Below are 26089 nucleotides of genomic sequence, written 5' to 3'. Positions count from 1 at the left end.
CTAGCGGTACCGGTATTAGTTGATGAATCATTATTAGTGTTTTATGACAGCTACCCCACCCTACTTCGCCCGGGACACCCTCGTTCGGTGATGGTGGGGCTCGGCTTGTCAGTGGTCTCTTCCTCTAACCGAACCCACCCTTGCGGATGGAGCGGTCTGAGAGTGTATCTCTCAATTTGGTGTCTTCGACCCTGACCTGACTTCACTTCAGAGCATATTGACTGATGCTCCTCCCACGAGACGGCTGATGGTCTTGAAGCAGAGACAGCTCTGCAACATTCCTTGCCGCGTTGTAGTCCACGTGACTCTGATTTCCCCATCTCTGGCGCTCGAATTCATCTTGACGACGGTTATCGTCTCGAACACCTCCACACTCGTTGCACCGCTTCGAACTGTTCTTTGGAGTCACCGTATCCATGAACACTCCTCTCTCTTCGGTCTCGTATTCGACACACTGTTTGAGCTTGTGGCACGCCCACATTGCGTGCCAATCGGCATGGGGGAGTCGCTCTCGAATCCCAATTCTGTCAAGCTCCTCGAGAATTATCCCGCCGCAACCGTGCTCAACAGCTTCGTCGACAATCACAGTCGCAACCGTGTGCAGCATGTTTCGTACGACGTACTTATCTTCCGGACCACTCACTTGCTGGAGCGTGCGGTGTGCTGATTGCGTGCCACACCCTTGGAGGTCGCCACGGGTTTTCTCGAACTCCCTGCGGACGTTATTGAGCTTGCCTGCACTGACAAGGCGCCATGCTGGTGACGGTAATCTGACTCACACCAAGGTCAACAATTAAATCCGTTCCGTTCTGCGTCGTTACCTTTTCGTCGGGTTTCTCTGCACGATACCCAAGATGCGGGTACCACTCGCCGTCTCGGTACTGAAGCGTGCTTTCGGTGTACTTCCAGTCCTCGTCGTTCAAGCACTAGTACTGGTAACCGTCTTCGTTGCTTGGAAGTGCGAGGTCTGCCCCCACTCGTGAGTGGTCCATGCACGGTGAGCGACACCTGTTCTTTCTCAGAAAACACCGAGAGTGTCCGTCTATCATAGGTTATAGAATATGATATAAAGTGTGGTTGCGTTGCCCTCTTGTTTTCTTTCGTTTTTCAATACAGGATTGGGTGCTGCGGCGACTTCGTGGCAGGCAAGAATCGAGTGCTGACTACCCAGATTTGTTTCTCCTTGGACTGTGTCTTTCGCTGTGTTTCTGACACCAGACCGAGTGTGTTCATTCTCCCACGCAAGACTGGACGCAGTATTGCATCTGTCGAGCCATCCCTGCGTGGTAGCACGGAGTAGCTCGTGGTCGTGTTGGGAGAGCCCGTCGAGTCGTGTGATAGCGGTTCGACGGTAGTACTCGGTATCTGATGCCATCGTATCTTCATAAAAACACTACTGATTATGAAAAGTTAGGCTGTTTTCGTATTATACAACTTCTGTTCTTATACTGATAAACGGTTTCGTCCCCTCCCTACTCGCTCAGTTCAGTTTCGTTCCGTTCACTCTTTGGGGAAGGGACTCCATCTTGAATACGTTGAATTTGTGCTCGTGACTATCTTTATTCCAATTCTGTTTCATGTCCCGTATCAGAATCAGATCTAGATACTTTAATTCGGACATTAGACTCTGGAACGCCGATTCGAGCCAGTTGTGTGCGGACGTGTGCTTTTGCGGCTTCGACCGCCTGCTCACGGGTTTCAAACCCGCGTGGCATCGGTGACTCAAACGCAATTCGGATTGGTTCATCATTAATGATCGTTTCAGTCCCACCACTTTCGACTTCATAGAATTCATCACACACCCACACATATGATGCGTCGCCATCAGGTGCGCCCTTGTATGATGGCGCATCTTCGCCGCGTTCAAAGACTGTACCAGTGAGCCCCGTTCCCCCGCCAAGTCCACGAACGAATATCATCTTTCTACCTGTTCTTAGAGGCTGAAGGCAAAAGAACCGCGGAGTAACTCGTAATGGCGAGATGCTTTAGTCGTCCGCCACATTGAGATACAATAGAATGGATCTCGGTGATTTTGACCCGTCGGACGCAGATGCGGACACGGACGCCGATGGAGAGAGCACAAACTCACATGCCGATGAACACATAATCAGTGAAACAACGGAGTCATCGGCATCAAAACCGGGGACCGAAACTGATAGACATGCCGAATCAAACGCTGATACTGGCACTGATGCCGAATCCGCAAACCGAAACACAGCCGACGATACGAATTCACCCACATTTGAGTCATATGGCATAACACCAACCGGACAGGACGCAGGTCTTGGAACAATCGCTGTTTCACAGGGACTTCGGATTGCGGAAGATGATGATGAAACACGACTTCGGGCGTATGTCACCGCTGACAATCGTGACCGCATTCGGATCGGGACGTATCTGTTAGTCCCATATCCTGATCAGGAAATGCTTTTTTGTCGGATTGCTGCGGTTGAATACGCACAGGAGTTTCATACAGATGATGCGACAGAGATTCATGCTCGACGAGCGATGCGTCGTGATGAGTTTACAGAGCGTGATTACAAATTTGTCGCCACACTTCGACCGCTGGCAATCTTATTCAATGATTCTACCACTGTCGCATACACTCACGACGATTCAACCGGTGAGGCAACTCTCACTCGACGCATGGTTGACCGTGTTCCAAAACCTGGTGCGATTGTGCGAGCAGCAACAGATCCTGAGCAGATAAAAACAGGATTGAATATTCCAAGTGATGGCGTCTTCCTTGGTCACCTATCAGTGGGTGGTGAACGTGTTGAAACGGCTGCAAGTCCTCCAACAATTGATTATCGTCTCAATGATAATTACACCAGTGGTGACCCACTAATATTTAGACATACACTTATTGCAGGTGGAACTGGGTCAGGGAAAACACATGCAAGTAAGAACGTATTGCGGCAACTTCTGTCTGAGGATCGCACATACGAGATGGATGATGGTCGATTATCCCGGCTTGCAGTGGTGCAGTTTGACCCACAAGACGAGTATGCTCAGATGCATGATAATAATCCAGTAATGGACTCTGAAACCGCCCGACGATATGAACGCGAGGGCATTACCCATGGTGGGCATGATGATACCATTGCGCTTGTACCGAAAGAAGAGGGAGTGACATATAGCGGTGATACCCATCGTGCTGAGCAGCTCCGATTTACAATTCCATTCTCTATGGTTCGGAGCCGTCCATGGCTTGTCGCCGGTAGTCAACTTAATGAAAACCAGTATCCTGCTCTCCGACATTTATTAACCCGCTTTTTTAATGAATACGGTAATTCTGGAACATACTCCGGATTCAAGACATTTCTCGAAAATCCGACACTTCGTGAAGAACTTGATGAATCAGGACGTGTTCATGAAGCAACGTTTGATGCAGTCAAACGGCGTGTCTGGGGTGTTCCTGATACTGTCTTTGACCAATCAGCACGACCGATCACTGAACTGGATCATCAACTCGTCCGTCCTGGCGGACTCTCTGTGATCCCCACGTACCATCTCTCAAGCACACGTGTGAAAGAGATGATTGTCCTTGCAGTATCTAGCCTTCTGGTCGATGACAAACTATCGAATGACCCATATTCTGACCGCATCAATAGAACGCCACTGCTGGTTGGGATGGATGAAGCACATAATTTCTTGACTGATGCAGATACCGTTCAAGCGCGGAAAGTAATCGGTAAGTTTACTGAAGCAGCAAAACAGGGTCGAAAAGAGCGTCTTGGACTATTCTTAATCACACAGGATCCACAGGATATTGCCGAGTCAGTATTCAAACAAGTAAACACAAAATTAATTCTCAATCTTGGCGATGAAGATGCAATTAAAAGCGTCAATATTCCCGCGGCACTGGAAAATAAGGTCCCATACATGAAGAAGGGTCAACAAGTTGTTTACTCCCCAGATAATTCTGAGCCGGTCGAAATCCAAGGGTTAAGACACTGTTTGACACGTCACGGTGAATGACACTGACCAATGTATACAATCCGTTATCAAAGTCTCCCGCTTCGAATATATACTGAAGCAAAGGGCACTGTTTCCGGATAATTGATATATAATCAGTCTAAATGTTAGTGTTCATTCCTGTCGTACAGTATAGATCATCTAGGTTGAGGGATCATAACTCTGGTTGACCCATATCTCAGTGCCTGAATATTACGTACTCAACTTATATGATTGATACGAACTGTACAGATGATCAAAAGGCGGAACGAGTTAGCGTGTTCGAACGAGCAATATCTCTGTAGGATAGCCATACATCGATGCAATTTGATGACGTAATCGCAGGTCGTCGGTCCGTTCACCAGTAGGCTTCAAGAAATCTTAGTCGCGAGATGATTGAGTCAATCTTTGAGCAAGTGCGACTTGCATCCTCGAGTTACAATCTTCAACCGTGGGGAGTTTGTCGTTCTCACCGATGATAATGAACGCGTTGCCCTCCGTAAGGCTGCACATGATAAAGAACATGTCACTGAGGCTCCGGTTGATATTGTTGTCCCTGAGAATAAAGATCCTAGCGTACATGCTGAGACTGTTCTTGATGACTGGGTCAATAAGGATTGCCGAGTCAGGATGCTCGCGATGCCGTAGTTGAGAACGTTATGAATATGTCTGAACTTCCTGAGACAGAGCGCCGTGTTTGGACTGTGACATCATCAACGATTGCTGCGACGATGTTGATGGCGACGGCTTGGAATAAACAAGTATCTTCGTGTCCGATAGGTGGCTACGACGATGAGGCTGTACTTGATTTAATCGACGCTGATAGTGACCAATACGAACCGATCATGCTCATAACACTTGGTTACCCTGCTGAAAATTCCGCTGATCAGACAAACGCGCGAAAGCACTGCCATCCAGTCGATGAGATTGTTCATTTCAACGAGTTTGACCCTGTTAGTTCGACAGCATTACGATCTGACAGTACGGCACCATCAGTCGCTGACGACTGAATAGCGTAATCAAAGCTTCAATCCGTTTTGACGACTGTTCATAATCCCTAGTTAAGCAGATTTCTTCTGAGTTATTCGATCATACTAAAATTGATAAGAATACTTGCAAGCCAGTTGAAATGTGTCTGACGCAAGAACTAACAGCATTGTTTTGTTTGTGTCATATATGGGAATTATGAACAAAATCATCGGTGGAGAGGCCGACACACCGAATGAATACGTTGAGCTTGATCTTGATGACTTCGAGACAGTCCGGGGCGACGCCGATGTCCGAGTTCGATTCGCAGAAATTGGTGGGCAACAGGATATTATAGATATCAAGGACGCTGTATACGATGGCGATCTCGTCGTTGCAGACATCATTCGACATACAACGACTGATAATACAATGGAACGTATTGTCGACGATTTAGGTCGCGTAATCGAAGAGGTCGACGGCGACATGGTTCAGAAAGGAGATGACCAACTAATTATTGCACCGACTGGTGTTGCTATCTCTCGAGAAAAAATATAATCTGTCTACATATCGATATATCAGAACATCTCCGACCTGTGAGTGGTAAGATCGCAAATATTATTTCTGGCATGATGATGCAATACTTAGATATTACTAATATTCTCATTCATCGATATGAACGGCTATCCATGTGTCACAAGACCTTATTTCAGAGTTTATATAACCGTGCTTTCACATCGTCTTTACCTCGACATCACCCGACACGCTTTCCCCTCCGCTCATCATATCGGCGCGTAGATGAGCACGGAATTTATCGAGGTCCGCGGGGCTGAGGAACATAATCTTGACGACCTCGACGTCCAGATTCCGCGGGAATCATTTACTGTCGTTACTGGTCTTTCCGGTTCAGGGAAGTCATCTCTTGCATTTGAGACAATATATGCAGAAGGTCAACGACGATATATTGAGTCATTATCCGCATATGCACGGAACTTCCTCGGACAAATGGACAAACCACAGGTCGAATCTGTCGAGGGATTATCACCAGCAATTTCGATTGATCAAAAAAACGCAGCAAATAATCCACGCTCGACTGTCGGGACAGTCACTGAACTCCATGACTATCTTCGATTACTGTACGCCCGCGTAGGGACACAATATGACCCTCTCACCGGTGAAGTAGTCGGTGAGCAATCTGCACAGGAAATGGTTGAACAACTCATGTCCTTGCCAGCCGACACGCGTGCAAAAGTTGCTGCACCAATTGCCCGTGATGACAAGGGGACATTTGCAGATCGATTTGATGAACTCGTTGCTGATGGATATGCCCGCGTCGAAGTCGACGGTGAAACATACGACCTCACGAGAGAAACACCATCACTTGATAAGAACTATGATCATACGATTGATGTTATCGTTGACCGAATAAAAATCGATCCGGAGGCGACAGCTCGAATCACGGATTCAGTCGAAACAGCACTTACGGAGGCTGATGGCGTCCTGAAAGTGATTATTCCTGATCCCCCTGCCGATGTGTCGTTTGCTTCGAATGCGCGCTCAACAGGAGCACTTGGTGGTAGCAGTGATGACCGGCTTATTATCGAGTTCTCTGAGGAATTAGGAAATCCGAACTCTGATGTCCAATTTTCCGAAATTGAAACACGGTCATTCTCATTTAATAGTCCATACGGGGCATGTCCGGAATGTGAGGGACTGGGTCAGACAAAAGAGGTTGATGAGGCCCTTGTTGTTCGTGATACCTCAAAACCGCTTACAGATGTTTTTGAAGCGTGGTCTTATGACCGCTCATACTATCGGACCCGAATTGACGCTGTTGCCGCTCACTTTGATGTCAGTGCTAAGACACCATTCGCTGAACTCGACTCAGATATACAACGCCAATTCCTCTACGGTACTGATGAAGAGGTAGTATTCGAAAGTCGGACACGGAATGGAACCCGTCGAAAAACAAAACGTTTCGAGGGTGTTATTCCGAATCTTGAACGCAGACACGTTGAGACGGACTCTGATTCAACACGAGAACATATTGAGGACTACATGGCAGTAACAACATGTCCCGCTTGCGATGGGACACGTCTCAAAAAACAGTCACGGCATGTTCTTGTTGGTGGGACAGCAATCACTGAGGTTAATCAAATGAGTATTGCCGACGCGCTTACTCATTTTGAGGGGCTTGAATCAGAACTCAATGCCCGCGAGGAAACAATCGCCTCAGAGATTCTCAAGGAAATCCGTGCGCGATTAGGATTTATGCAAGAGGTTGGACTGGAATATCTCACCCTTGATCGTGAGGCATCGACGCTCTCAGGTGGAGAGAGCCAGCGGATCCGTCTTGCGACACAGGTTGGATCTGGGCTCGTCGGTGTATTATATGTGCTTGATGAGCCATCGATTGGGCTTCATCAGCGCGATAACGATCGGCTTTTAGATACGCTTGAGGGACTTCGTGATCTCGGAAACACACTTCTTGTCGTTGAGCATGATGAAGAGACAATGCGACGTGCGGACTCAATTATTGATATGGGTCCTGGTCCTGGCAAACGCGGTGGTGAGGTTGTTGCCCACGGTGATTTTGACACGATATGTGAGGCTGAAGACTCAATCACTGGTAGTTATCTTTCTGGTCAACGCCAAATCCCTGTTCCGGAGCAACGGCGTGAGTCAGATACTGCATTGACAATCCGCGGTGCCCGTCAACATAATCTTAGCAATCTTGATGTGCGTCTTCCAATCGGGCAGTTCACAGCAATCACTGGTGTTTCAGGGTCAGGCAAATCAACACTTATGCATGATATCTTATACAAGGGTCTTGCCCGAGAAATGAATAATAATACCTCAGTTGACCCTGGAGAGCATGATGCAATTGAGGGGACAGAGCAAATCGAAACAGTGCGACTTATTGACCAATCACCAATTGGGCGGACACCACGGTCGAATCCAGCAACGTACACTGGAGTCTTTGATTATGTCCGTGAACTATTTGCGGAAACGAAATTATCAAAACAACGAGGATATGCGAAGGGTCGATTCTCATTCAATGTTAAGGGCGGTCGGTGTGAGACCTGTGGTGGACAAGGAACAGTGAAGATTGATATGAACTTCCTTTCAGACGTGTACGTTCCTTGTGAAACGTGTGATGGTGCACGATACAATGACAAAACGCTTGATATTACATATAAAGAGAAAACGATCGCTGATATTCTTGAGATGGAAGTTTCTGAAGCACTTGAGTTCTTTTCAGCAAATAATCAACTCCGTCGCCGACTCCAACTGCTTGAGGACGTCGGGCTCGGATATATGACACTTGGACAGCCATCGACGACGCTTTCAGGCGGTGAGGCACAGCGAGTCAAGCTTGCAGAAGAACTCGGAAAGAGACAAACAGGCGATACGCTATATTTACTTGACGAACCAACAACCGGGCTTCATAAAGAGGATGAACGAAAACTGATTTCAGTATTACAGCGATTGACAGATAACGGCAACACTGTTGTTGTGGTTGAACATGAACTTGATCTGATCAAAAATGCTGATACTATTGTTGATCTGGGTCCTGAAGGTGGCGAAAATGGCGGCGATATCGTCGCAGTTGGAACACCTGAATCCGTTGCACGGACTGATGCATCATACACTGGACAGTATCTTCGAGATCACCTTCCGGATGTAGATATTGCAGGTCCACGAGCAGACCGTGATAATGCTGCAGTCACTGATTCAGTTACTGAGATGGACACAGACCAGGATACCACTAGATCTAATGCTGATGCTAGTAAAAAAGAGCCGACTCCAACTACGAACGACGACTAGTGACCGCATATCAACACAAGTTCAATTTCGTTTCTCTCATTCGACTGAATGAGCTAAGACGTTAGTCCCCTTCCACAGTGAGCACCGATTGAGTAATAGCTGCATGTTCAATGGGAATATAATGGTGCACAATTCTCAGGCACAATATGATTAAAGACTCACACAATCACCACATTTTTTACTCAACTACCGAGTGGCTGTAGCTACGGATGAATAAAGTGGTTGATACGTAACTACACTACATTTATATTCTTGCTGACAATGATTAGCCATGGCGACGACTTTATGAATTGGCTCTCCATATATTGATCACTATATCGATGAATGGAAATAACCCGTATGCCGGTGCGCCAGGTGTTGTTGACGCGGGTCAACCCACAGATTTTGACGTTTCAATGTCACAGGTACGAACCCTTCGGCATGCTGTTGCGGGAATCGTTGCTCAAACCGAGATGTATCTTCCAGAAGGCTACGCTGTTGGGTCGGAGTTGTCATATGGAACAGACGGTCCACAGGCAACGGTTGCTGTCCAGCCACCTGCAGGTCGCCCAGTCAGCGCCGGTTTTACCCCTGATGAAGATGATCTTGAGTCCGGACTCACAGATGAAGATTGTGATGAAGTTGCTCGTGGACTAGCCGCTTCAGCTGCATTTCAGGTCATGAATACTGTTGGCGACGACATCACACCGACTGCTAGATAAAAGTCCCGAATTCCAACTTGTGTTGATGTAATGCATTGATAGAATTCCGCAGACTCAGTCTATCTATAAATTTCCCCGTAATATATTGAGAGTTATTTCTACTCAACTGGGTATTGTAATCATGATCACGGGGAAGTCCCAGTCCCGATCGTGTTATTATATTGTCTTCAGATAAATACCACATCGTATCGTAGCAGAGATTGATTAATAATATATGTCACTCACCAGTACTCCAGCAAAGTGAACCGGAGACAACTATTGAAGTAAATATACACTACACGCTTCAGAAATCTCTCATCTGATAACGAGCAACTAGTATCATAATAAAATGAATGAAGCGGTATCTACACTATCATGCGACATCCAATCTTCTCAGTGTCGTCTGAGATCAAATCAACACGATAGCATCAAGATAGTTCACTTCCCCCAGAAAGGATCGCGCTTGCGGTGAGAGTCAAGATAGCTAGTCAGTGCCTCAAGCTCATCCGCTGGAATCTCATCGGTCAGCTCTTGTTCAAGAATCTTAGCGTGCTTCTCGGGCAATTCAATCCACAGTTCATCACCTTCTTCAATCTGACGACCAACAGTTGGTCCATCCATAGCAACAGAAACACGCGTACCTACTCGCGCTGAGGAGACATCTTCGCCTTGCTCTTGAATCCCGGAAAGTTCACCAACACGTGTTGTCTCGTTCCCATTCCATTTAACAATATATTGATTGTTCTTCAACGTACCAGAGAGAACTTCAACCCCAACAACAGCAGGACTTGACTGTCTGAATACGTGGTCTTCGAGAATTCGAAATCGACACGGACGGACGATGTTATCTAAAACAGTCTCTTGTTGTGCACGCTCTCGTTCATCAATGTATGACTCATAATCTTCGACAAGCTGATATATGACATCATCAGCAAATAGACGAACATTGCTTTCTTCAAGTTCATCGCTCGCATTTGAGAGGATATCAACGCTGAATCCAAGAATTGCCTGATGTTCCTCCTCATTTGCTGTCGACGCAACAGCAATGTCTCGAGGAGCAACGTCACCGACCTCTGCACGAAGAATTGGAACATCAGCCTCTTTTAATGCATTTGCCATTGCTTCAAGACTTCCAAGCGTGTCGGCTTTCACAACCACACCTTCATCAGCAGTTTCTACCGCAATATCAGCAAGTTCAGCCTCAACCTCACTAACCACACTTGCCCGGTCTCGGTCACGGACAACACGGAGAGGAGCCCCCGCCATTGCATTATCAAGATCCGGAGCTGCAATTTTGACTCCTGCTGCAGCTTGTGCGATATCAACACGGTCAAATCGGTCTTCAGTGCGAATTTCAGCGTTTGGTCGTGGCTGTAATAACGCACGAACATCGGTTATAATCGGTCCCTCAGTCCCACCAACAGCAATGATGTCGTCTGGTCGAACACTCCCATCATATAGAACAACATCAACAGTCGCTCCAAATCCACGCTCATCTTTCACTTCAAGAATGGTCCCCGCACCAGGTCCAGTGATATCAATAGCCATCTGCTTGCGCATGTATCGCTGTGAAAGACCCATTAACACCGCAAGCAGATCTGGGACTCCTTCGCTTGTGATTGCTGATAATGGCACGACACCAACGTTTTTCGTAAAGTTTTGCACGCGCCAATAGAGATCGCCTGAGAACCCCTCATCAGAAAGATCACCAATAAGTTCATACAGTTGCTCATCAAGCCGGTCGCGGGCAGCACTCGGCTGTGATTCATATGTAGGCTGAATTGGTGATCCATCTGTCGGAGTCCATCCTGGGGTCGTATCAACCTTGTTCGCCGCGACAACGAATGGGGTGCCAGTTCGCTGAAGAATGTTTAGCGCCTCAACCGTCTGTGGCTGGAATCCATCATTCACATCAACAACAACGACTGCAATATCCGCAAGTGCGCCTCCACGTGATCGAAGCGTGGTAAATGAGTGATGTCCAGGCGTATCAATAAATAACAATCCAGGAAGATCAAAGTCAGTCGGATCGACGAGTTCACCAGCCATCTCTGAGACCGTTTCAAGTGGGACGGCTGTTGCTCCGATATGCTGCGTGATTGCCCCCGCTTCACCGTCACTTACTGCAGACCCACGGACCGTATCAAGAAGCGTTGTCTTACCGTGATCAACATGCCCAAGCACAGCGACGATTGGCGTCCGAAGCGTGTCTCCATTTGCACTAGTATTTGCATCCACATTCATATTTGTTTCAGCCGTTGAGACAGCATCCGTATCGGCGTCAGCGTCGGTATCAGACATAATCAATCATCCCGAAAAATGGTATATGAATCATACTGCTGGATTATAATTAAGTCCATCGTCATCGAATTCGGATTTAATTCATTCATTGCTATTATCAACCCCTGAGATTTATATAATGCGGTGCGATACGTGAGAGCATGAGCGAGCAATTAGCTAAAAATCTCTCAGGAAAGGCTGTGATGGGTTCCGATGGGACTCAGCTTGGATCGCTGTATAATGTCGAGATGGATGTAAAATCAGGCGAATTAAATGATCTATTAGTATCACCACACAGTGAAATCCTCACTGATCAGCTTCAATTCGACGAGGATGAACAAGGACGAATCCGAGTCCCGGTTAATCTTGTTCAATCCGTCGAAGATTACATCGTTGTCCAGCGGTAACTTATCATAGGCGCTTTCCGATGCAGGTTCTTGATTCTTCGGCGTTCATCCACGAGTATCATACGACAGACGACACCGCATCAATCCCGATGGTTCGCGAGGAGCTTGAAGGCGAAGCATCTTATAGGTTTGACGCTGACGAGGGATCCGGGATGCATATCCATATCCCTGCAGGTGGTACTGTCGACACTATCAAACGCGCAGCACGTGAAACAGGAGATGCTGAGACCCTTTCAGAGACCGATGTCCGACTCCTTGCGACCGCGTTCGAACTTGACGCTGTTCTTGTCACCGATGACTATGCGATGCAGAATGTTGCTGACCACGTTGATGTCACAGTGAATATTATTGCACGAGATGGCATCAAGGAAGCTCGTAACTGGACGTATCAGTGTCAGGGATGCGGGCGAGAGTTCGAAGAAAATCGTGAGCGTTGTCCAGTCTGCGGTTCTGAACTCGCACGAAAGAATCCAGCGTGATTGTGATCTTACAGTACAGAGATACATAGTACCGTTGTGTCATCACAAATAACCAGCAGCCAATACTAGCACAGTATAGTATATCGGACCTGAGATTATGACTACTCTTATGCGACAATTCTCATGTTTAACAAATCAGTTATTATTGTCAGAGTAGGCTAGCCCATCGAGTATAAATACGTGGTAGCGTCTACAACTGTATTTGATCTGTTGGTCTCGCTGAACAGATGCTTCCTGTCTTCCTATTAATCGTTGCTCGCTAAAACGACTACATAGCAGATATGCTATTATTATATCGTCTGTGAATTCTCAGAGACCACCATTAACGATCGAAACATAGGCTAATACGAATTGAACCGTATTGAATAACCCATGGACAACAGCGGGGACTAGAAGTGTCCGCGTTCGCTCATACAGCATTCCGAGCGTCGCACCAAGTACAAGAATGGTCATGAGCGTTGCGAGCAGTTCGAAAATGTCACCACCACTATATGAACTGAAATGAACCGCCGCAAAGACGCTGCTTGCCGCAACAACAGCAAATATCGATCCATATGCGTCGCGGAACTGAGTCTGAATAAGCCCTCGAAAAATAAGTTCCTCTGCAGGTCCCACTAAAAAAATGGTTACCGGGATCAAATAGAGGAAGTACACTGGATTGTTTTGACCCTGATCAATAATTGCACTGTCAGCACTTTCAATCCCAAGCAGACCAAAGAGTGCATTAATTCCAGCAAATAATCCAATTAGTACAACAAGCCCACCAACTATCCATACCAGATCCCGACTAGTTGGTCGCGTTAATCCAATTCGATTGAGTTGATCTGTAAGATATGCATATCCAACCCCGACGACACCAAAGCCAACGAACTGAAATGCACTCATCAGTGCAAGCCCAAGTGCAGTATCACGTCCAATACCCACGGCGCTGACCGCAACACCGCCAAGAGAAATGGCAACCGCAGCGGCGACAAAAATGAGTGCAATAATGACGAACGCGCCGCCAAATGCTTTGAGATGGACGTATGGGTTATCAAGCGACGACGAGACAGATGACATCTAATTATGAATGATTATGTATCGACTCGAATATCAGTTGCCATCTGGTGATGTTAACATAAGTATCACAGTGGTGTAATATCTTACTTATCAAAGCCATATCCTGAACTCAAATCATAAATCTGAGGACCCACAACGCCAGCATCCCCGCAATAATTGTCGCAAACACATCGTCAATATACCATGCAACAGCTGTTGCGATAATACCAGCAACAAGCTGCTCATTGCCGATGAATTCAACACCTCCGTTTGGTGCAATGAATGCAGGGACCGTCAACGCAGCGAATACAGCTGGTGGGACGAATTGCAATGCATGAGTGACTCGATCAGGAACATTCTCAACGAACCCAAACAATGAGATGAATGAAACACGGATTGTGAATGTCATTATACCTAATGTGACGATAACCATCCAAATCGCAATGGAGCCATACTCACTCGTCATTAATGATTTGACCCCGAAGTTGATTGCTCTGTTGTTTCCGTGTAGTTATCAACAACAACGCCAGCAACCACGCCTGCAGCACCACCACTGATAAGCCCTAAATTAAGTGGAAAGTTGTATACGGTTCCGACGGTTGCGACAGTCCCACCGACAGCCGCTGCTGCGATTGCTGGACGAGAGGTTACAGCAGGAACAAGTAATGAGAGAAACACGAGTGGGACAGCAAACCCAAGCCCCCATGCATCAGGGACTCGAGCACCAATGAGAACACCAGCAATGGTGCAAATTTGCCAGACAATCCACAACGTCAGCGCAACAGTGAGGTAATACCGACGTCGTTCTACTTTTGAAAGTCCTTCTTCAGCATATCGCGAGATTGAGAGCGCATATGCCTGATCAGTCAAGACATATGCAGTGATCGCTTTCCAACGGGGACGAAATGACTGAAATGACGGTGCAATTGATGCTGAATACATGAGGATTCGGAAATTGATCACAACTCCGGTGATAACAGCAATACTGAGAGCAGCATTCTGCCCAAGTAAATCAATCACAGCAAGTTGAGAGGCACCGGCAAAAACAACAACTGAGAGTCCAACCGCTTGTATCGGGCGCAACCCAGCTTCCACTGCGGCAGCCCCAGCAACAAGTCCAAACGGAATAATACCGATTAACAGTGGAGCAACATCTCGTAACCCATGAGTAATCTCAGCTGGGAGGCGACGAGTAAGCACGAACACATAATTCGTGTGGCGATGGTATACCGGTACCGATATGTACACACATGATCCGACGTTGTCACTCAAATTATATCTCTAATTTTAGTTAAATATGGTCTTCAAAAGATATTATTCATAAAGCAATCTAAAATTAGTTTGAAGACATTCACTTCTGTCTCATATGGCGGATCTTCACTCCCTCTCCACGCGTTGATTCGATCATTTCAGCGCCAAACATCTGCGCTCGACCAACACCATACGCCTGTGATCCCTCGACAATCACCTCATCACCAACTCGAATCTCTGTATCGGCGTCGACAATCCCCGGTGCAAGTACATTTCCATGTGGCACGAATTGATCAATTTCCACGCGCTTTGTTGCTACATCAGAATTATCCCACATTCGTGCGCCAGCAAGTGTGAATGCAAGTACGCCATACTGTGACACTATTGCTGCTAACTGTTGACCCTCTCCAGTTTCAACCGTAGCCGCATCACGAACCCGTAGTTTCGGGTATTGGCTCGTCGTTTGCAGATCAGCATCCGCAAACAGCGTTTCCCCAGCATTGTTACCGAACTGATAATCAGTCATCGCTTTGATGATATTGTGTTGTCGCTCGCGTTTACTATATCTTGATTCACCCTCAAGTGTCGACATCAGATTCGTAAGTGACTCTGTTGTTGTTGGATTATCAACAACAGTATATTCAAATGAGACCGTCGTGGCGCTATCAACACGTTCACAAATTTCACCATACCCCCTATCGGGCACATGTGCAATCACACGAGAGTATTCATTACGCATCAAATATCGTTCCAAGATTTGCGCAGCAAATGATATTTCATCCTTACTCCATCGCCCGGTGGGAACCGTACTGTACTGCTGGGCGGGATAAGTCAATTCTAATTCCATCGGCACGACACCGACCTGTGAGCTTATCGAAACAAGGTGTCCACGATACCGTATGGCATCCCGAAACTGTAAATAATTTTGTGATTCACTGTATGGTTTTACTGTAGAAGACGGCACTAACACCAATGGGCTTGAGAATCGATTCTGATACTGTGTCGTCACACGATTAGCGAATCGCTGGACTTCTGGGCGATATCGTGTGTCTTCACTCGCCGCCGTAAATTCAGTGTCACGAACGATTGGAGTCCGTTTTTCACTGTATTTATACTGCTGATCAAATGTTCTGAGTGTTGCTATCAGCCACTGGTCATGACGACTCTGCGCTTCAAGATAATCACGAAGGCGTCCATGACGAATGCGCTGTCGAACTGTCGTGAGTGCTGCTTGAAGCGCAGCGGCGTTGTGATCAGCGCAATCTTTACGATTGAAATTTGCTCGTCCTTCCTTGCATGCAGGGCACGAACATGAGAGCTCAGTGAGATCCTCAAGAAAATACTCATTATCAGTCGTGAGATAGAATCCTTGAAGTCCACGAGCGCGAGCACGTTTCGTATCAACAAGATCAACGCCGGCATATGCAAGCGTCGCAACATTCCGCGGTGTTGCAACCCCTGTGAGGTACAATGCTGTATCCGTCGGGATTGAGTTTCTTGTCTTGATGATGCTCTCACAGAACTCGGATGCATGTCCAATGAACCCCTGTGCATTTGAGAGCACGTAAGCGTCTGCATCATAACTGTCTGCAGTCTCTGGGGTGACAACAACAGCGACCGGCACATCCATGTCGAAATCATCAGCAACCTCATCCGATGCTTCGGTAAGGTCAAAGGAGTGTTGTATCCGCTCGCTTGCTCCCGCTGGAAATGCACGATGTGGGAGAATCGTGATTGAATTGGTATCGACATCAACATCAGAGATTGACCGCTCACGTGTCCAGAGACTCCCAGCGTCGAGCATAATATCATCCGCACAGGTCGGTGTTGAGATAGACTCGGTAAGACGAAGTTCACCATACCGAGCGGGTCCATCTCGGTTATGAATCTCAAAATATTCGGTCATGATGTATCCACATGATATGAGAGATGAAAACTTACTTCTTTTAGAGATAAGCAAAGCTGGCGGCAGGAGACCCATGATAAAATAAATTAAAATCGATATGGCATTATCGATCGGGCAGTCGAGCATATCGCGTGTTTTTATTGGATATCTCATCAGCTGACAGGCAACTTGTACGCCCGTTGATCACATTCAAACTAGATACGCTTAGTAATACTTCCACTCATCGTCATCATCATCGCTACGAGAGACTCCTTCCGTTGTATCTCCATTTTCCATGCTTTCCTCTGCGGTTATCTCAGTATCTTCTCGAGAGTATGCTTCAGTGTCTTGACTGGTAGGTACACTTCCGTCTGTGGTGTCACTTGGCCATTGTATCCCATCACCGCGAACGCTCTTATACACAAATCCAGCTACAGCAATGAATAATCCGAGCAGTATGATTGTGCTCACAGCACTTATCACATCAGCGAACGCCTCGAAGGGAAACTGCAGCGGAGTTAGATTAATATTCATTATGAATACGGTACTTCTTACTTCTATATCTATTCATTTTCCATTTGTTACAGTATTCCTGGTGTCTGTGCGAGGCGACTGCTGAATTTAATACTGACATAGAGAAGCGAAAATAGCGTTGCATTGTATGCGCCATGAATTAACACTGGGACAACAAGATTATCTGTTAACTCATACACCGTCCCGAAGACAAGCGTTGGAAGAACAAGAACTGAGATACTCACAAGCCGGGCTTGTGGTGCACCAGCTAGTGAGAAATAATGAATTGAGGCGAAAATAAGACTTGCAAGCACAATCGCAATTGATACTGGCAGCGTCTCACAAAGTCGGTTTTGCACAATCCCTCGGTACAGTAGTTCCTCACCAGGAGCGATAAGAAGAAACGAAGCTGGAATAAGTAACAAGAGAATCTCTGGATTTTCCATACCAGCTTGGGCGGCGGTATTTGGAGCCGTTTCGGCACCAATCGTTGAGATGATTGTGACCGCGATGATTAATAATATCAGCGAAGCAACATATCCACCAAATGAAAATGCAATATCTCGAAGCGATGGAATCCGGAATCCAATATATCGGATACCAGACCCTCGGTACCACAGATATGCAAGAGCCACACCACCAAAGCCAACGCCAGTTGCAAGTGCAAGTGAGAGAATAATCTGCAATAGTGGTGTGATTGTGATTGCAGCTGTCTGCAGACTGAAAACTGCAGCAGCAACAAGCACAGCGCCAGTGACAATACCGATAATAGCAACACTACCTGCAACGATGAGAGACCAGAGTATCCCGAATGCCACAGAAGCGCCGGATGGGTCGGTCAGCCTATCGGCATCGGCTGGGCTTGGATCAGACGATGAAGTCACAATATATATTATACTGCTGGCATCAAAACATTTCCCCGGTATTGCTCCTTAGCTGACATTCACTTGATAAAAAAGCAGTACCCAACTGCTTGATGTGAATCTGCCTCGGGGTCACATTCAAGCCCCAAGCCGAGGCTTCGTGTGTCTCTGACAGAACTTCCAAACCCAACCCAACCCAACCCACTCTCACCGAAATCGAAAGAGTCGGGTCACAGCGGGTCCGGTCCCCACAGGTCCAGGTCGAGGTCGGTCGACAATCGAAGATTTGCGTGATCACGAGAGACTTCGTCTCTCGGACGACGGTGATTTGGACCGTCCCATCCCTACCCTCTCTCTGTTGGACAGTGCAGTGCATGGTGCCTGACCGCCCGTGTGATTGGACTCTCAGCCAAAAACACTAACCAGACCATCCCAATTCGATATTTATCGACCTGCTCGGTTATCCATTGCGTTTGGATGAGGGGAGGCGGAGGGGTGTCGGCTTCACCCTCGGGGGCAGCCCCCGAGGCAGTCATCTTGTACCGCCTGGCACTAACCCAAGTATGGCAATATGCTGCACACTCAGAATCAAATGGAAAAACTCTAAAATATCTCTTCTCTATTAACAAATACTGTAGAACATCGTCATTCAGTGGCTACATGTATCAGGATTTAAGTTCATACTGAGCAACCGCTGTGACAGCACGACCGTCTTGAATCTCTCCCTGGCGAACAGCAGCCCGGAACGCTTCGTATGCAGTAACATTGACATAAATACTCTCATTATAATCAAGCTGTTGACTTGCTGTTTGCTCACAATCATATGCAACAAAATAATGATGAACAGTGTCAAGAAGTCCATTCGCTGGTTCGGTCTGAAATAACTTTTTCATCGACCCAGCTTCATATCCGGTCTCCTCGATCAGCTCACGTTTAGCGGCATCTAATAATGCTGTATCTCCGTCTTCAACTGTCCCTGCCGGAAGTCCTTGATTCACTCGTCCAACAGCCTGCCGCCATTCCTTAATGAACACAATATCATCAGTAGGAGTAAATGGGAGAATAATCACTGCTGGTGGTTCTTCAACAGAATGGAAATCTGTAGATGTTCCATCAGGAAGCACAACATCATCTCGACGAACATCAAATCCCGGGCAGCTATATTCAATATCGCTGTTATCTGTCTGCCATGCTAAATCATCTGATGGAGAATCCTCAGTTGCCATGGGAGTATTCAGTTATGAAGACTCAAGAATTTTGATTCGAGCTTGGAATTAGAATCAATACTTATTATCGGTGATATTTAGAATTCTCCTCAGATCTGTTTAAGATTGATATAATCATCGATTTTTTATTATCAAGCCACTACCGAATATGACACTTATGACCGCCATCACTCCTGTTGCAACATGAATCTCAGTAAACCAGAATGGGGTTTGGATACCAGTCTGAACGCCAGTAAGTAGTAATGATAAAATCGGGATATTCTGACCTGTTGTTGTATTTGCTGTGGTCTCAATAGTATCGATATCAGTGTATGCAACCCCACCGACGCGCTCACCACCTGGTAGCCGATCAGCCTCATATGGAACTTTTTGTGTTTGATAGCTCCAGACAGCAGCACCGCTGCTATTAATCTCCACAATCCGCTTGTTCAATGAATCAGTGATCAATGTATTGCCGTTCGATAGTCGGTCTGCATCTCGTGGCCAACTAAACGGAACGCCCTCAGCCGCAGTAATTGACCATGTTACCTCCCAGTGATTATCAGCTCCACGATGGAGTTCAACAATCCGATCATTATGACTGTCAGCGACAAGGACGGTTCCATTCCCTAGCCATTGTGGATTATGTTGTTGACGGAGTATCGATGGGTCGCCCTTTCCATTTCCGGATTGGTCTTTGTTGATTACCTCAACGACGCCTTGACCGCGCTCAATAATAACGAGTTGATGCGCGTTCCTGACAGAAACTAGAAACCGATCTGAATCGATGACATCAATATCGTTAATATGTAACCAATCTGTCTGCGTCGGATCTGATGGCTCATCATATGTTGTGTTTGCATACCATTCCCATGTTACTCTTCCATTGTCGACAATAGCGACTCGCTCAGCATCCATGTCTGTAAAGATATATTTCTTAGGTCCAAGTTGTTCGACATCGTGTACTTCACTGTTTACGCGAGTCCGGACCGGAAATGAATACTCATCAGTGACAGTCGGTGTCTCATCTACATTCATACCTGCTGAATTGATGACTCGAAAGCCTGTGCGTGCACATGGCTCATCATACGGTCCACACTGAGTTGTCTCGCCGTTCATATATCCTGCGAGAATGGTACCATCAGACAATTTTGTGACATCAAAGTAACTATCAGCATCAGCGAGTTGCCAGGCAATTGATTGTCCAGTAAGCTGATATACTGATCCACCATCGTGAAGTCCCGGACCACCTCCCTGTGACCCGACAATTGTCACGCGGCGATCATCCGCTGCAACGCCAACATTGGGAGCCACTGCAGCAGCAAGAACAACTGAGAGTATGAAAATACTGATCCCCGCTATTATGACTGCGATCCCACCACGACGTCCAGAAATAAGACGTATGTATGAAATCAATCCTGACAAAGGCGAGTGTGAGCGTTCGGAGGGCATTGGATAATTACAGGACGGATGAACGAAGTAAAAAATAGTTCGATGCGGACGCAGGTTTATGAGTATATATCAATGCATTTACAAAAGCAAGTATCATTTAATCCGATTGTTGCTCAGATTTAATCTCAACCCGATATCCGAACGGATCAGTTACATAGACTGCAGGTGCAATCCCAGTTGCTCCTCGTGGAGTCAACCGTCGATCAATTTCAATATCTCCGTCTATCAGCGTTGTTTCAATGACTTCCATCGACTCTGCAACACGAATTGCGATGTGGTCAGCAGCTGTCCGATCTGGTTTAATGAATTTTGGGTCAGGCTCAAGATGTAATACCGATCCGGAACTGATTCGAATTGAAAAAAACGGTTTCTCACCCGATTCATATGCAGTCATACCTTCGATGCTAAATCCAAGTGTATCGGAATAAAACTCGATTGCATCGGCTTGTCCGTCTATTGGAATGTAGTGTTTTATATGATCTATGCCAGTTCCATGCATACCCTTAGTTTGAGCCCGATATGCAAAAACATCAGCCGCTCATAATCAAATAATAGCTACACATACGTTCGAAAATGCAGCATATGAGCCCGGTGCATAACGCTTAGTCGCGACTCTGAGATCTATTCTGTGCTTTCGCGGTGTATATCATCTCTAGGAAAAATAAGAAGACATATTTTCACCGCAGGCACATCTCGCGCTAGTCGATCAATGTTTGTGGGTCATGAGTTCCTCGCATTTGTGCTTGCCGTCAGTCTCTCATCTCAAGTGGGAGCTACAAACGCGCAGATCCGATCAGTTGGATTTCTTGCGGCGACCGCGGCGTTTCTTCCTGATCTTGATATTGGATATGCTATCATAACATATTGTTTTGCTGTCGCTTCAGGCGTACCAGTCGGGTGGGATGCATTCTGGGAAGTCGCAAATGGTGTTCATCGGACCGTCACTCACTCATTACCGGTCGGTATTAGTGCAGCATTGATTGCATGGGGCGGGGCCAATTTCATCTGTTACATCACGCGCTCTCGCTCTGATACCCAAGCATGCATAAGTAATATCGATGACGTCAATATCACATTTATCCAATATATACTATTATTATACAGGGAACGATCGTTGCTGGTAGCTAGCGCAGTTGGAGGGAGCATAATTATTGGATTCTATATGACGACTGACATGAGTGCAGGCGCCGTTGCTGGTATATTTATGATCATTACTGGATTTCTCGGAATAATCGCTTTTCAACAAACGGCATTAACAACGAGCCAGATTGGAGTCGCAACCGCGATTGGGACAACAACACATCCATTTGGAGACATATTCATGGCTGCACCTCCACCACTGTTTGCTCCGATTACATCACTCATTGGATGGCAAATTGAATTCACGCGTTTCACGTTCGCATCTAACCCAACGCTCAATCTTCTCGGTGTACTTCTTATTGAAATTATGATTATTTGGCTTGGCGTTGGTGCGTTTGCCCGAGTGACACACCGGTCAGTCCGTACATATATTGATCGACGAGCGATAATTGCAGCAGGCTATGCACTTGCGGTATTCTCTTTTCCACCACCAACGATGGTTGATGCACATCGACTCGGCTTCACTATCGTCCCATTGGCTCTCAGTATCGGCGCATGGAGTGGATGGAGTGGATTGAATATTACAACAAGGCTGTCTAATAGGGGCATACATGCGTCGTTGAAAACCATTGACCACCAATATGTTCTGACTACCCTCACCAGCGATCGTTCTCTTAGGACCATCATAACAACGCTGAGTGCACTGACTGTTGCCGCAGTCACATACACTGCTGTGGTATCCTTTACACTGTGAGAGAGCATAGTAATCTACCGTATGACTCATGACACTGATATCCACTTCTCGATAAATACGGAGCAATCCTGAGTACTGAGAATTAAACACTCACTCATATGTATCAAGATATGTCCGTGCAGATAATGTTGTCCGATAAACACCACACAATACCGCCGGGTCGTTGAGTCGCTCTGCCGGCCAAGGGTCAACCTGTGATTGTATCTTCTGTTCACCTGTTGGCTGACACTCAGTGCTATATGTATGGACAGAGCTATCTTCAGTATCAGGTGAGTCTACTGGGCATGATTGCGCCGTCTGCACATAAGCAACGACTGCGAGATGACACCAATAGCATGGTGAAAAGACCTCATAACATCCAAATCGTAGTGCAATGATATCTTTTGAACCCCTCCAGTGCGCACATCGTGTTTTTATGTCAACACCAATACCATAGAGTGTAACCCCAACCCGACTATCTGGATGTTATAACCAGCCTGTCTGTTTATTTCCTGTTATCGTATGTACTGTAGGTAGATACTGTGACAACGATGCTGCATTCATCTCAGTATGTTTCATAGCCATTCGTATCTAAATAATTATGAGTAACTGTGATTGCATGATCAGCATGTAGTATCATCGGTCCGAGTCGGATCTGGTATTCGGTAACATCACTGAGTCGCTCAATCTCGTCATCAGTAAACGAGTGGTGATCCGAGAGCACAAACAAAGGGTCATCTGGTGGGTCAATATCAACAACTGGCGTGCCCGCTTCATCCAGTCGGATTGGTGTTGTCTCGGTTTTGAGTCGATCAACCGTCTCAGCAAAGCCCATCCGTCGGATTGAGACCCCAGGTGTGCTCTCAGCAGGCATATGCCCAATTGCGTTATCACGGTGCTCAAGCGCGGTGCGTATCAACGCTGCTGTGGTTCGTTCATCCGGATTAAGCCGTTTAAGCTCAGGGCCATCAAACTGAATGGTAAATTGATCATTGAGGACAAGATGGACTTGAACATCCTCACGAATACCGTGTGATCGAACAAATGCACTCGTAACGCATCGACAAAGGATATCCAGCCGTCCTGCGTCGCCAGCAAGGTCGTCCAAAGAAAATGATGGCGTCGTTGGTGCCTCGTGACCAATAATGAGGAACTGTCGCATATTGTACTCTCATCAGCACTAGATAATATTCTATTTGTTCATATCATATGCTCTCGAAAATAACCAAACGCCCAGCCGTTCATATGTGTTCAAAAATGCCGATACGATTTTAACACCGTTGGTAGTGAATACAGTGGTATTCAGATGCTCCGGATACGACGTATATATCTCATTTTACTCCACCGGAGTTGGTGTTGATTCTGGCTCTGGCTCCGGCTCCGGTTCCGGTGATGGACCCGGACTCCCACCAGGTGCAGTGGGTGTCGTTGGGATAGCACCACCAGGTATCGGTCCGGTGGCTTGAGTCTCCGTTGCATCCGGTGCTGCAGGAGCGCCGGGTCGTTTATTACCACTTACGAGAAATGTTGCAAGATTACCGAGTAATATCTCATTATCTGCGACGTAGACATTCTTCGGCTTCATAAAGTCAGTGTCACCAACGATAGCGACACTTCCTGTTGTTGCTGCAACCGTGTAGGTCGCCTCACGTCGTGTTGGTTCCCGAACTGTCTGGTCTACTGTATTGAGTGCAGGTTCTGCAGAAGCTGTTGAAATTGCCACTGCTTCCCGGAGAACGACACGGTCAATCCCTTCAGAGAGAGAACTCCTGGTTTCACTCGGGGTAGTAGCGTAAATACTTTTGAAATTATTCTGATAGTTATGCATATTATAAAGATATCCAGACTGTGCAGCGAATCCAAAGCTGGATGCAAGACCAGTGTACTGCGCAGATGACTCCTGAATAGAGAGTCCTAGCAACCCACCGCCAGCACTAATGGCTGCAGGATCTGCAAGTAACGTCACACGACCACCAGCGTTTGCGAACTTTTCAAGACCAGCTAGTTGTCCCGAGTTGTATGGCTGCGTCGGATTCGCAATAACGAGTGCATCTGCACTTCGGAGTGATTCATTCCATGCTGGTTCACGAGCCTGTTCACGAGACAATACGCGCACCATGTGACCATTCCTGACAAGAGCATTTGTTAACGTTGAGAGTTTTTCATCAGAAAGACGATTTGAGTGTGCCTTATCGATAAGAACTGTTTTTGACCCACCCGGTCCATCGACGGTGATATCCCCCTCTTCAGCAGTTGGTGTAATCTGAACAGTATCTGTATTCGTCTGCTCTGCAGCGAGATTCGTCACCTGTGGAGTTGTCCCACCACCAATAAATGGAATCACTAATGCGCCGATAAGAACCACTGTGATAATTACCGCAAAGACTGCGGCTGGGGCAGTGAGTTCACGCACTTGCATTGACACTCACCCCCACGTGTGGATCATGATATGGAATTTCATCGATCGCTAATGGCTGTGTAACTGGAACTGGTATTTCATCACCTGATGTCTGTTGTTTGTATATCATTTTTTGCCCATCAACGGTTGTAGTAAAGAAAATAACTTCACGACGTGGTGGTTCCTTTCGCGCGATATCATATTCTTCCATACCAGCCATCTCAGCAGCATGGTCAATCGCAACTGAAAGCTCCCCAAGTTGGTCTACAAACCCATTTTTGGCGGCACGAGGACCAAGGTATGTTTTCGCGTTTGCTACCTCTTCGCGTGATAGTGTGATATTTTCACCACGATGCTCAATCACACGACTGACGAACTGTCGTTTGAGTGATTCAATTTGCTGACGTCGTTGTTCGGTTGTTGGTTGTGCTTTGTCGGGACCCGTCCGGATAACTCGATCCGGCACAGGAATTGTCCCACCAACACCAATCACGCCCACGCTACCAACCTGCCCGGATGAAAGCATAAATGTTTCATTGGCGGGTAATACCCCATAGTACGCTCCAGAAGCGCCAATTCCTTGAATAGAAGCAACGACAGGCATCTGCTTTGCGGTGCGAAGTACCTCAAGATATAATCGTTCGCTCGGGGCAACTGCGCCACCACCGCTGTTGACTTTCAACACGACTGAGTTGACAGAGTCGTTCATCCGCGCCTCTCGGAGATCCCTAGAGAGACTATCGACTTTTGATCCAGTAATCACGCCGGATACTGTGATTACAGAAACGGTCCCCTCAGATTGGGCGGACTGCGAATAGTCATATGCGACGGGGGCAAGAACTGCACTTACCAAAACGGCTGCAACGACGGCAATAATGTAGAATGTATTTGCCGGCCCTGCAGACGAGTCATCATTACGGCTCATGCTACATCAATTCCTCACCAGTGATTGGTTTAAATTGTCCCAGGCAATGATAATGAGTCTGCAACAGTCGTTGAGATACAACGTGATGTTATCCAAACGAGAGTTGTGGTCAGTTGATATGAGTCATCTTGAAGTCGTGCACTGATTTT

27 protein-coding genes are annotated in these 26089 nt (G+C 46.8%); 9 read left to right on the top strand and 18 right to left on the bottom strand.

What is annotated here, in order from left to right; all coding sequences use genetic code 11:
* Positions 1-202 precede the first annotated feature (202 nt).
* The 4 genes from J07HQW2_RS18155 to J07HQW2_RS08240 all read right to left on the bottom strand — a co-directional run bounded on the left by J07HQW2_RS18155 (position 203) and on the right by J07HQW2_RS08240 (position 1919).
* Positions 203-643 (bottom strand): zinc ribbon domain-containing protein, encoded by a 441-nt coding sequence (locus J07HQW2_RS18155; protein WP_303704029.1) that lies wholly within the window; start codon positions 641-643, stop codon positions 203-205.
* A gap of 79 nt (positions 644-722) precedes the next feature.
* On the bottom strand, positions 723-923 hold the full coding sequence (locus tag J07HQW2_RS18150) for a hypothetical protein (protein ID WP_303704028.1): 201 nt from the start codon (positions 921-923) through the stop codon (positions 723-725).
* A 122-nt stretch (positions 924-1045) separates the two neighbouring features.
* On the bottom strand, positions 1046-1375 hold the full coding sequence (locus J07HQW2_RS18145; RefSeq protein ID WP_021054989.1) for a hypothetical protein: 330 nt from the start codon (positions 1373-1375) through the stop codon (positions 1046-1048).
* Between the two features lie 184 nt (positions 1376-1559).
* Complete coding sequence (locus J07HQW2_RS08240) at positions 1560-1919, bottom strand: DUF7113 family protein (protein WP_021054988.1); 360 nt, start codon at positions 1917-1919, stop codon at positions 1560-1562.
* Between the two features lie 97 nt (positions 1920-2016).
* Between J07HQW2_RS08240 and J07HQW2_RS08235 the strand changes: the two genes are divergently transcribed.
* The 6 genes from J07HQW2_RS08235 to J07HQW2_RS08215 all read left to right on the top strand — a co-directional run bounded on the left by J07HQW2_RS08235 (position 2017) and on the right by J07HQW2_RS08215 (position 9452).
* A complete protein-coding gene (locus J07HQW2_RS08235; RefSeq protein WP_021054987.1) occupies positions 2017-3981 on the top strand; it encodes an ATP-binding protein in 1965 nt (654 codons plus the stop codon).
* Positions 3982-4365: 384 nt separating this feature from the next.
* Positions 4366-4605: a hypothetical protein gene (locus J07HQW2_RS19580; protein WP_021054986.1), complete on the top strand. Its 240-nt coding sequence runs from the start codon at positions 4366-4368 to the stop codon at positions 4603-4605.
* Positions 4606-4622: 17 nt separating this feature from the next.
* Positions 4623-4967 (top strand): nitroreductase family protein, encoded by a 345-nt coding sequence (locus J07HQW2_RS19575; RefSeq protein ID WP_343122436.1) that lies wholly within the window; start codon positions 4623-4625, stop codon positions 4965-4967.
* A gap of 166 nt (positions 4968-5133) precedes the next feature.
* On the top strand, positions 5134-5481 hold the full coding sequence (gene sepF, locus J07HQW2_RS08225; RefSeq protein WP_048075203.1) for a cell division protein SepF: 348 nt from the start codon (positions 5134-5136) through the stop codon (positions 5479-5481).
* Positions 5482-5721: 240 nt separating this feature from the next.
* Positions 5722-8751, top strand: coding sequence for an excinuclease ABC subunit UvrA (gene uvrA / locus J07HQW2_RS08220; protein ID WP_021054983.1), 3030 nt, complete (start codon positions 5722-5724; stop codon positions 8749-8751).
* Between the two features lie 320 nt (positions 8752-9071).
* Entirely contained in the window at positions 9072-9452 is a 381-nt protein-coding gene (locus J07HQW2_RS08215; RefSeq protein WP_021054982.1) for a DUF5811 family protein, read from the top strand.
* A 417-nt stretch (positions 9453-9869) separates the two neighbouring features.
* Here the strand turns inward: J07HQW2_RS08215 and infB are convergent, their stop codons facing one another.
* Positions 9870-11675 (bottom strand): translation initiation factor IF-2, encoded by a 1806-nt coding sequence (infB, locus tag J07HQW2_RS08210; protein ID WP_048075561.1) that lies wholly within the window; start codon positions 11673-11675, stop codon positions 9870-9872.
* A 197-nt stretch (positions 11676-11872) separates the two neighbouring features.
* Between infB and J07HQW2_RS08205 the strand changes: the two genes are divergently transcribed.
* Positions 11873-12118, top strand: a complete 246-nt coding sequence (locus J07HQW2_RS08205) for a PRC-barrel domain-containing protein (protein WP_021054980.1) — start codon at positions 11873-11875, stop codon at positions 12116-12118.
* 20 nt (positions 12119-12138) lie between these two features.
* On the top strand, positions 12139-12597 hold the full coding sequence (locus J07HQW2_RS08200; RefSeq protein WP_021054979.1) for an NOB1 family endonuclease: 459 nt from the start codon (positions 12139-12141) through the stop codon (positions 12595-12597).
* 309 nt (positions 12598-12906) lie between these two features.
* On the opposite strand, the gene J07HQW2_RS08195 is transcribed toward J07HQW2_RS08200, so the two are convergent.
* The 9 genes from J07HQW2_RS08195 to J07HQW2_RS08150 all read right to left on the bottom strand — a co-directional run bounded on the left by J07HQW2_RS08195 (position 12907) and on the right by J07HQW2_RS08150 (position 21303).
* The gene (locus tag J07HQW2_RS08195; RefSeq protein ID WP_021054978.1) at positions 12907-13656 is read right to left on the bottom strand and encodes a CPBP family intramembrane glutamic endopeptidase; all 750 of its coding nucleotides are present in this window, start codon (positions 13654-13656) and stop codon (positions 12907-12909) included.
* Between the two features lie 109 nt (positions 13657-13765).
* Positions 13766-14068 carry an AzlD domain-containing protein gene (locus J07HQW2_RS08190; RefSeq protein ID WP_394324637.1) on the bottom strand — a complete coding sequence of 101 codons (303 nt, stop codon included), beginning with the start codon at positions 14066-14068 and terminating at the stop codon, positions 13766-13768.
* A 32-nt stretch (positions 14069-14100) separates the two neighbouring features.
* Positions 14101-14835 (bottom strand): AzlC family ABC transporter permease, encoded by a 735-nt coding sequence (locus J07HQW2_RS08185; protein WP_048075560.1) that lies wholly within the window; start codon positions 14833-14835, stop codon positions 14101-14103.
* Between the two features lie 151 nt (positions 14836-14986).
* On the bottom strand, positions 14987-16792 hold the full coding sequence (gene arcS, locus J07HQW2_RS08180; RefSeq protein ID WP_021054975.1) for an archaeosine synthase subunit alpha: 1806 nt from the start codon (positions 16790-16792) through the stop codon (positions 14987-14989).
* Between the two features lie 204 nt (positions 16793-16996).
* Entirely contained in the window at positions 16997-17305 is a 309-nt protein-coding gene (locus J07HQW2_RS08175) for a hypothetical protein (protein WP_021054974.1), read from the bottom strand.
* Between the two features lie 47 nt (positions 17306-17352).
* The gene (locus J07HQW2_RS08170; protein WP_021054973.1) at positions 17353-18168 is read right to left on the bottom strand and encodes a CPBP family intramembrane glutamic endopeptidase; all 816 of its coding nucleotides are present in this window, start codon (positions 18166-18168) and stop codon (positions 17353-17355) included.
* Between the two features lie 644 nt (positions 18169-18812).
* Positions 18813-19373 carry an NUDIX hydrolase gene (locus tag J07HQW2_RS08160; RefSeq protein ID WP_021054971.1) on the bottom strand — a complete coding sequence of 187 codons (561 nt, stop codon included), beginning with the start codon at positions 19371-19373 and terminating at the stop codon, positions 18813-18815.
* Positions 19374-19487: 114 nt separating this feature from the next.
* On the bottom strand, positions 19488-20804 hold the full coding sequence (locus J07HQW2_RS08155; RefSeq protein ID WP_021054970.1) for an NHL repeat-containing protein: 1317 nt from the start codon (positions 20802-20804) through the stop codon (positions 19488-19490).
* 97 nt (positions 20805-20901) lie between these two features.
* Positions 20902-21303, bottom strand: a complete 402-nt coding sequence (locus tag J07HQW2_RS08150) for a VOC family protein (protein ID WP_021054969.1) — start codon at positions 21301-21303, stop codon at positions 20902-20904.
* Between the two features lie 210 nt (positions 21304-21513).
* On the opposite strand from J07HQW2_RS08150, the gene J07HQW2_RS08145 reads away from it, so the two are divergent.
* Positions 21514-22638 carry a metal-dependent hydrolase gene (locus tag J07HQW2_RS08145; RefSeq protein WP_021054968.1) on the top strand — a complete coding sequence of 375 codons (1125 nt, stop codon included), beginning with the start codon at positions 21514-21516 and terminating at the stop codon, positions 22636-22638.
* 90 nt (positions 22639-22728) lie between these two features.
* Here the strand turns inward: J07HQW2_RS08145 and J07HQW2_RS18140 are convergent, their stop codons facing one another.
* From J07HQW2_RS18140 to J07HQW2_RS08125, 4 genes are all read right to left on the bottom strand, one after another.
* Positions 22729-22941, bottom strand: a complete 213-nt coding sequence (locus J07HQW2_RS18140) for a CHY zinc finger protein (protein ID WP_021054967.1) — start codon at positions 22939-22941, stop codon at positions 22729-22731.
* 241 nt (positions 22942-23182) lie between these two features.
* On the bottom strand, positions 23183-23779 hold the full coding sequence (gene trmY, locus J07HQW2_RS08135; RefSeq protein WP_021054966.1) for a tRNA (pseudouridine(54)-N(1))-methyltransferase TrmY: 597 nt from the start codon (positions 23777-23779) through the stop codon (positions 23183-23185).
* A 174-nt stretch (positions 23780-23953) separates the two neighbouring features.
* A complete protein-coding gene (locus J07HQW2_RS08130) occupies positions 23954-25036 on the bottom strand; it encodes an ABC transporter (RefSeq protein WP_021054965.1) in 1083 nt (360 codons plus the stop codon).
* Positions 25023-25940, bottom strand: a complete 918-nt coding sequence (locus tag J07HQW2_RS08125) for a S49 family peptidase (protein ID WP_021054964.1) — start codon at positions 25938-25940, stop codon at positions 25023-25025. Before J07HQW2_RS08125 ends, J07HQW2_RS08130 begins: the two co-directional genes overlap by 14 nt.
* Positions 25941-26089 lie beyond the last annotated feature (149 nt).

The organism is Haloquadratum walsbyi J07HQW2 (assembly GCF_000415985.1).
Lineage (GTDB): Archaea > Halobacteriota > Halobacteria > Halobacteriales > Haloferacaceae > Haloquadratum > Haloquadratum walsbyi_B.
The sequence above is the reverse complement of the archived record's forward strand: the minus strand, read 5'-3'. Positions and strand labels throughout refer to the sequence as shown.

Excerpts from the sequence above, each read along its gene's own strand:
- J07HQW2_RS18145 (WP_021054989.1), bottom strand. The coding sequence starts at position 1,375 with ATGGCATCAGATACCGAGTACTACCGTCGAACCGCTATCACACGACTC.
- J07HQW2_RS08240 (WP_021054988.1), bottom strand. The coding sequence starts at position 1,919 with ATGATATTCGTTCGTGGACTTGGCGGGGGAACGGGGCTCACTGGTACA.
- J07HQW2_RS08235 (WP_021054987.1), top strand. The coding sequence starts at position 2,017 with ATGGATCTCGGTGATTTTGACCCGTCGGACGCAGATGCGGACACGGAC.
- J07HQW2_RS19575 (WP_343122436.1), top strand. The coding sequence starts at position 4,623 with ATGTCTGAACTTCCTGAGACAGAGCGCCGTGTTTGGACTGTGACATCA.
- sepF (WP_048075203.1), top strand. The coding sequence starts at position 5,134 with ATGGGAATTATGAACAAAATCATCGGTGGAGAGGCCGACACACCGAAT.
- uvrA (WP_021054983.1), top strand. The coding sequence starts at position 5,722 with ATGAGCACGGAATTTATCGAGGTCCGCGGGGCTGAGGAACATAATCTT.
- J07HQW2_RS08215 (WP_021054982.1), top strand. The coding sequence starts at position 9,072 with ATGAATGGAAATAACCCGTATGCCGGTGCGCCAGGTGTTGTTGACGCG.
- infB (WP_048075561.1), bottom strand. The coding sequence starts at position 11,675 with ATGAATGTGGATGCAAATACTAGTGCAAATGGAGACACGCTTCGGACG.
- J07HQW2_RS08205 (WP_021054980.1), top strand. The coding sequence starts at position 11,873 with ATGAGCGAGCAATTAGCTAAAAATCTCTCAGGAAAGGCTGTGATGGGT.
- J07HQW2_RS08200 (WP_021054979.1), top strand. The coding sequence starts at position 12,139 with ATGCAGGTTCTTGATTCTTCGGCGTTCATCCACGAGTATCATACGACA.
- J07HQW2_RS08195 (WP_021054978.1), bottom strand. The coding sequence starts at position 13,656 with ATGTCATCTGTCTCGTCGTCGCTTGATAACCCATACGTCCATCTCAAA.
- J07HQW2_RS08190 (WP_394324637.1), bottom strand. The coding sequence starts at position 14,068 with ATGGTTATCGTCACATTAGGTATAATGACATTCACAATCCGTGTTTCA.
- arcS (WP_021054975.1), bottom strand. The coding sequence starts at position 16,792 with ATGACCGAATATTTTGAGATTCATAACCGAGATGGACCCGCTCGGTAT.
- J07HQW2_RS08175 (WP_021054974.1), bottom strand. The coding sequence starts at position 17,305 with ATGAATATTAATCTAACTCCGCTGCAGTTTCCCTTCGAGGCGTTCGCT.
- J07HQW2_RS08160 (WP_021054971.1), bottom strand. The coding sequence starts at position 19,373 with ATGGCAACTGAGGATTCTCCATCAGATGATTTAGCATGGCAGACAGAT.
- J07HQW2_RS08155 (WP_021054970.1), bottom strand. The coding sequence starts at position 20,804 with ATGCCCTCCGAACGCTCACACTCGCCTTTGTCAGGATTGATTTCATAC.
- J07HQW2_RS08150 (WP_021054969.1), bottom strand. The coding sequence starts at position 21,303 with ATGCATGGAACTGGCATAGATCATATAAAACACTACATTCCAATAGAC.
- J07HQW2_RS08145 (WP_021054968.1), top strand. The coding sequence starts at position 21,514 with ATGTTTGTGGGTCATGAGTTCCTCGCATTTGTGCTTGCCGTCAGTCTC.
- trmY (WP_021054966.1), bottom strand. The coding sequence starts at position 23,779 with ATGCGACAGTTCCTCATTATTGGTCACGAGGCACCAACGACGCCATCA.
- J07HQW2_RS08130 (WP_021054965.1), bottom strand. The coding sequence starts at position 25,036 with ATGCAAGTGCGTGAACTCACTGCCCCAGCCGCAGTCTTTGCGGTAATT.
- J07HQW2_RS08125 (WP_021054964.1), bottom strand. The coding sequence starts at position 25,940 with ATGAGCCGTAATGATGACTCGTCTGCAGGGCCGGCAAATACATTCTAC.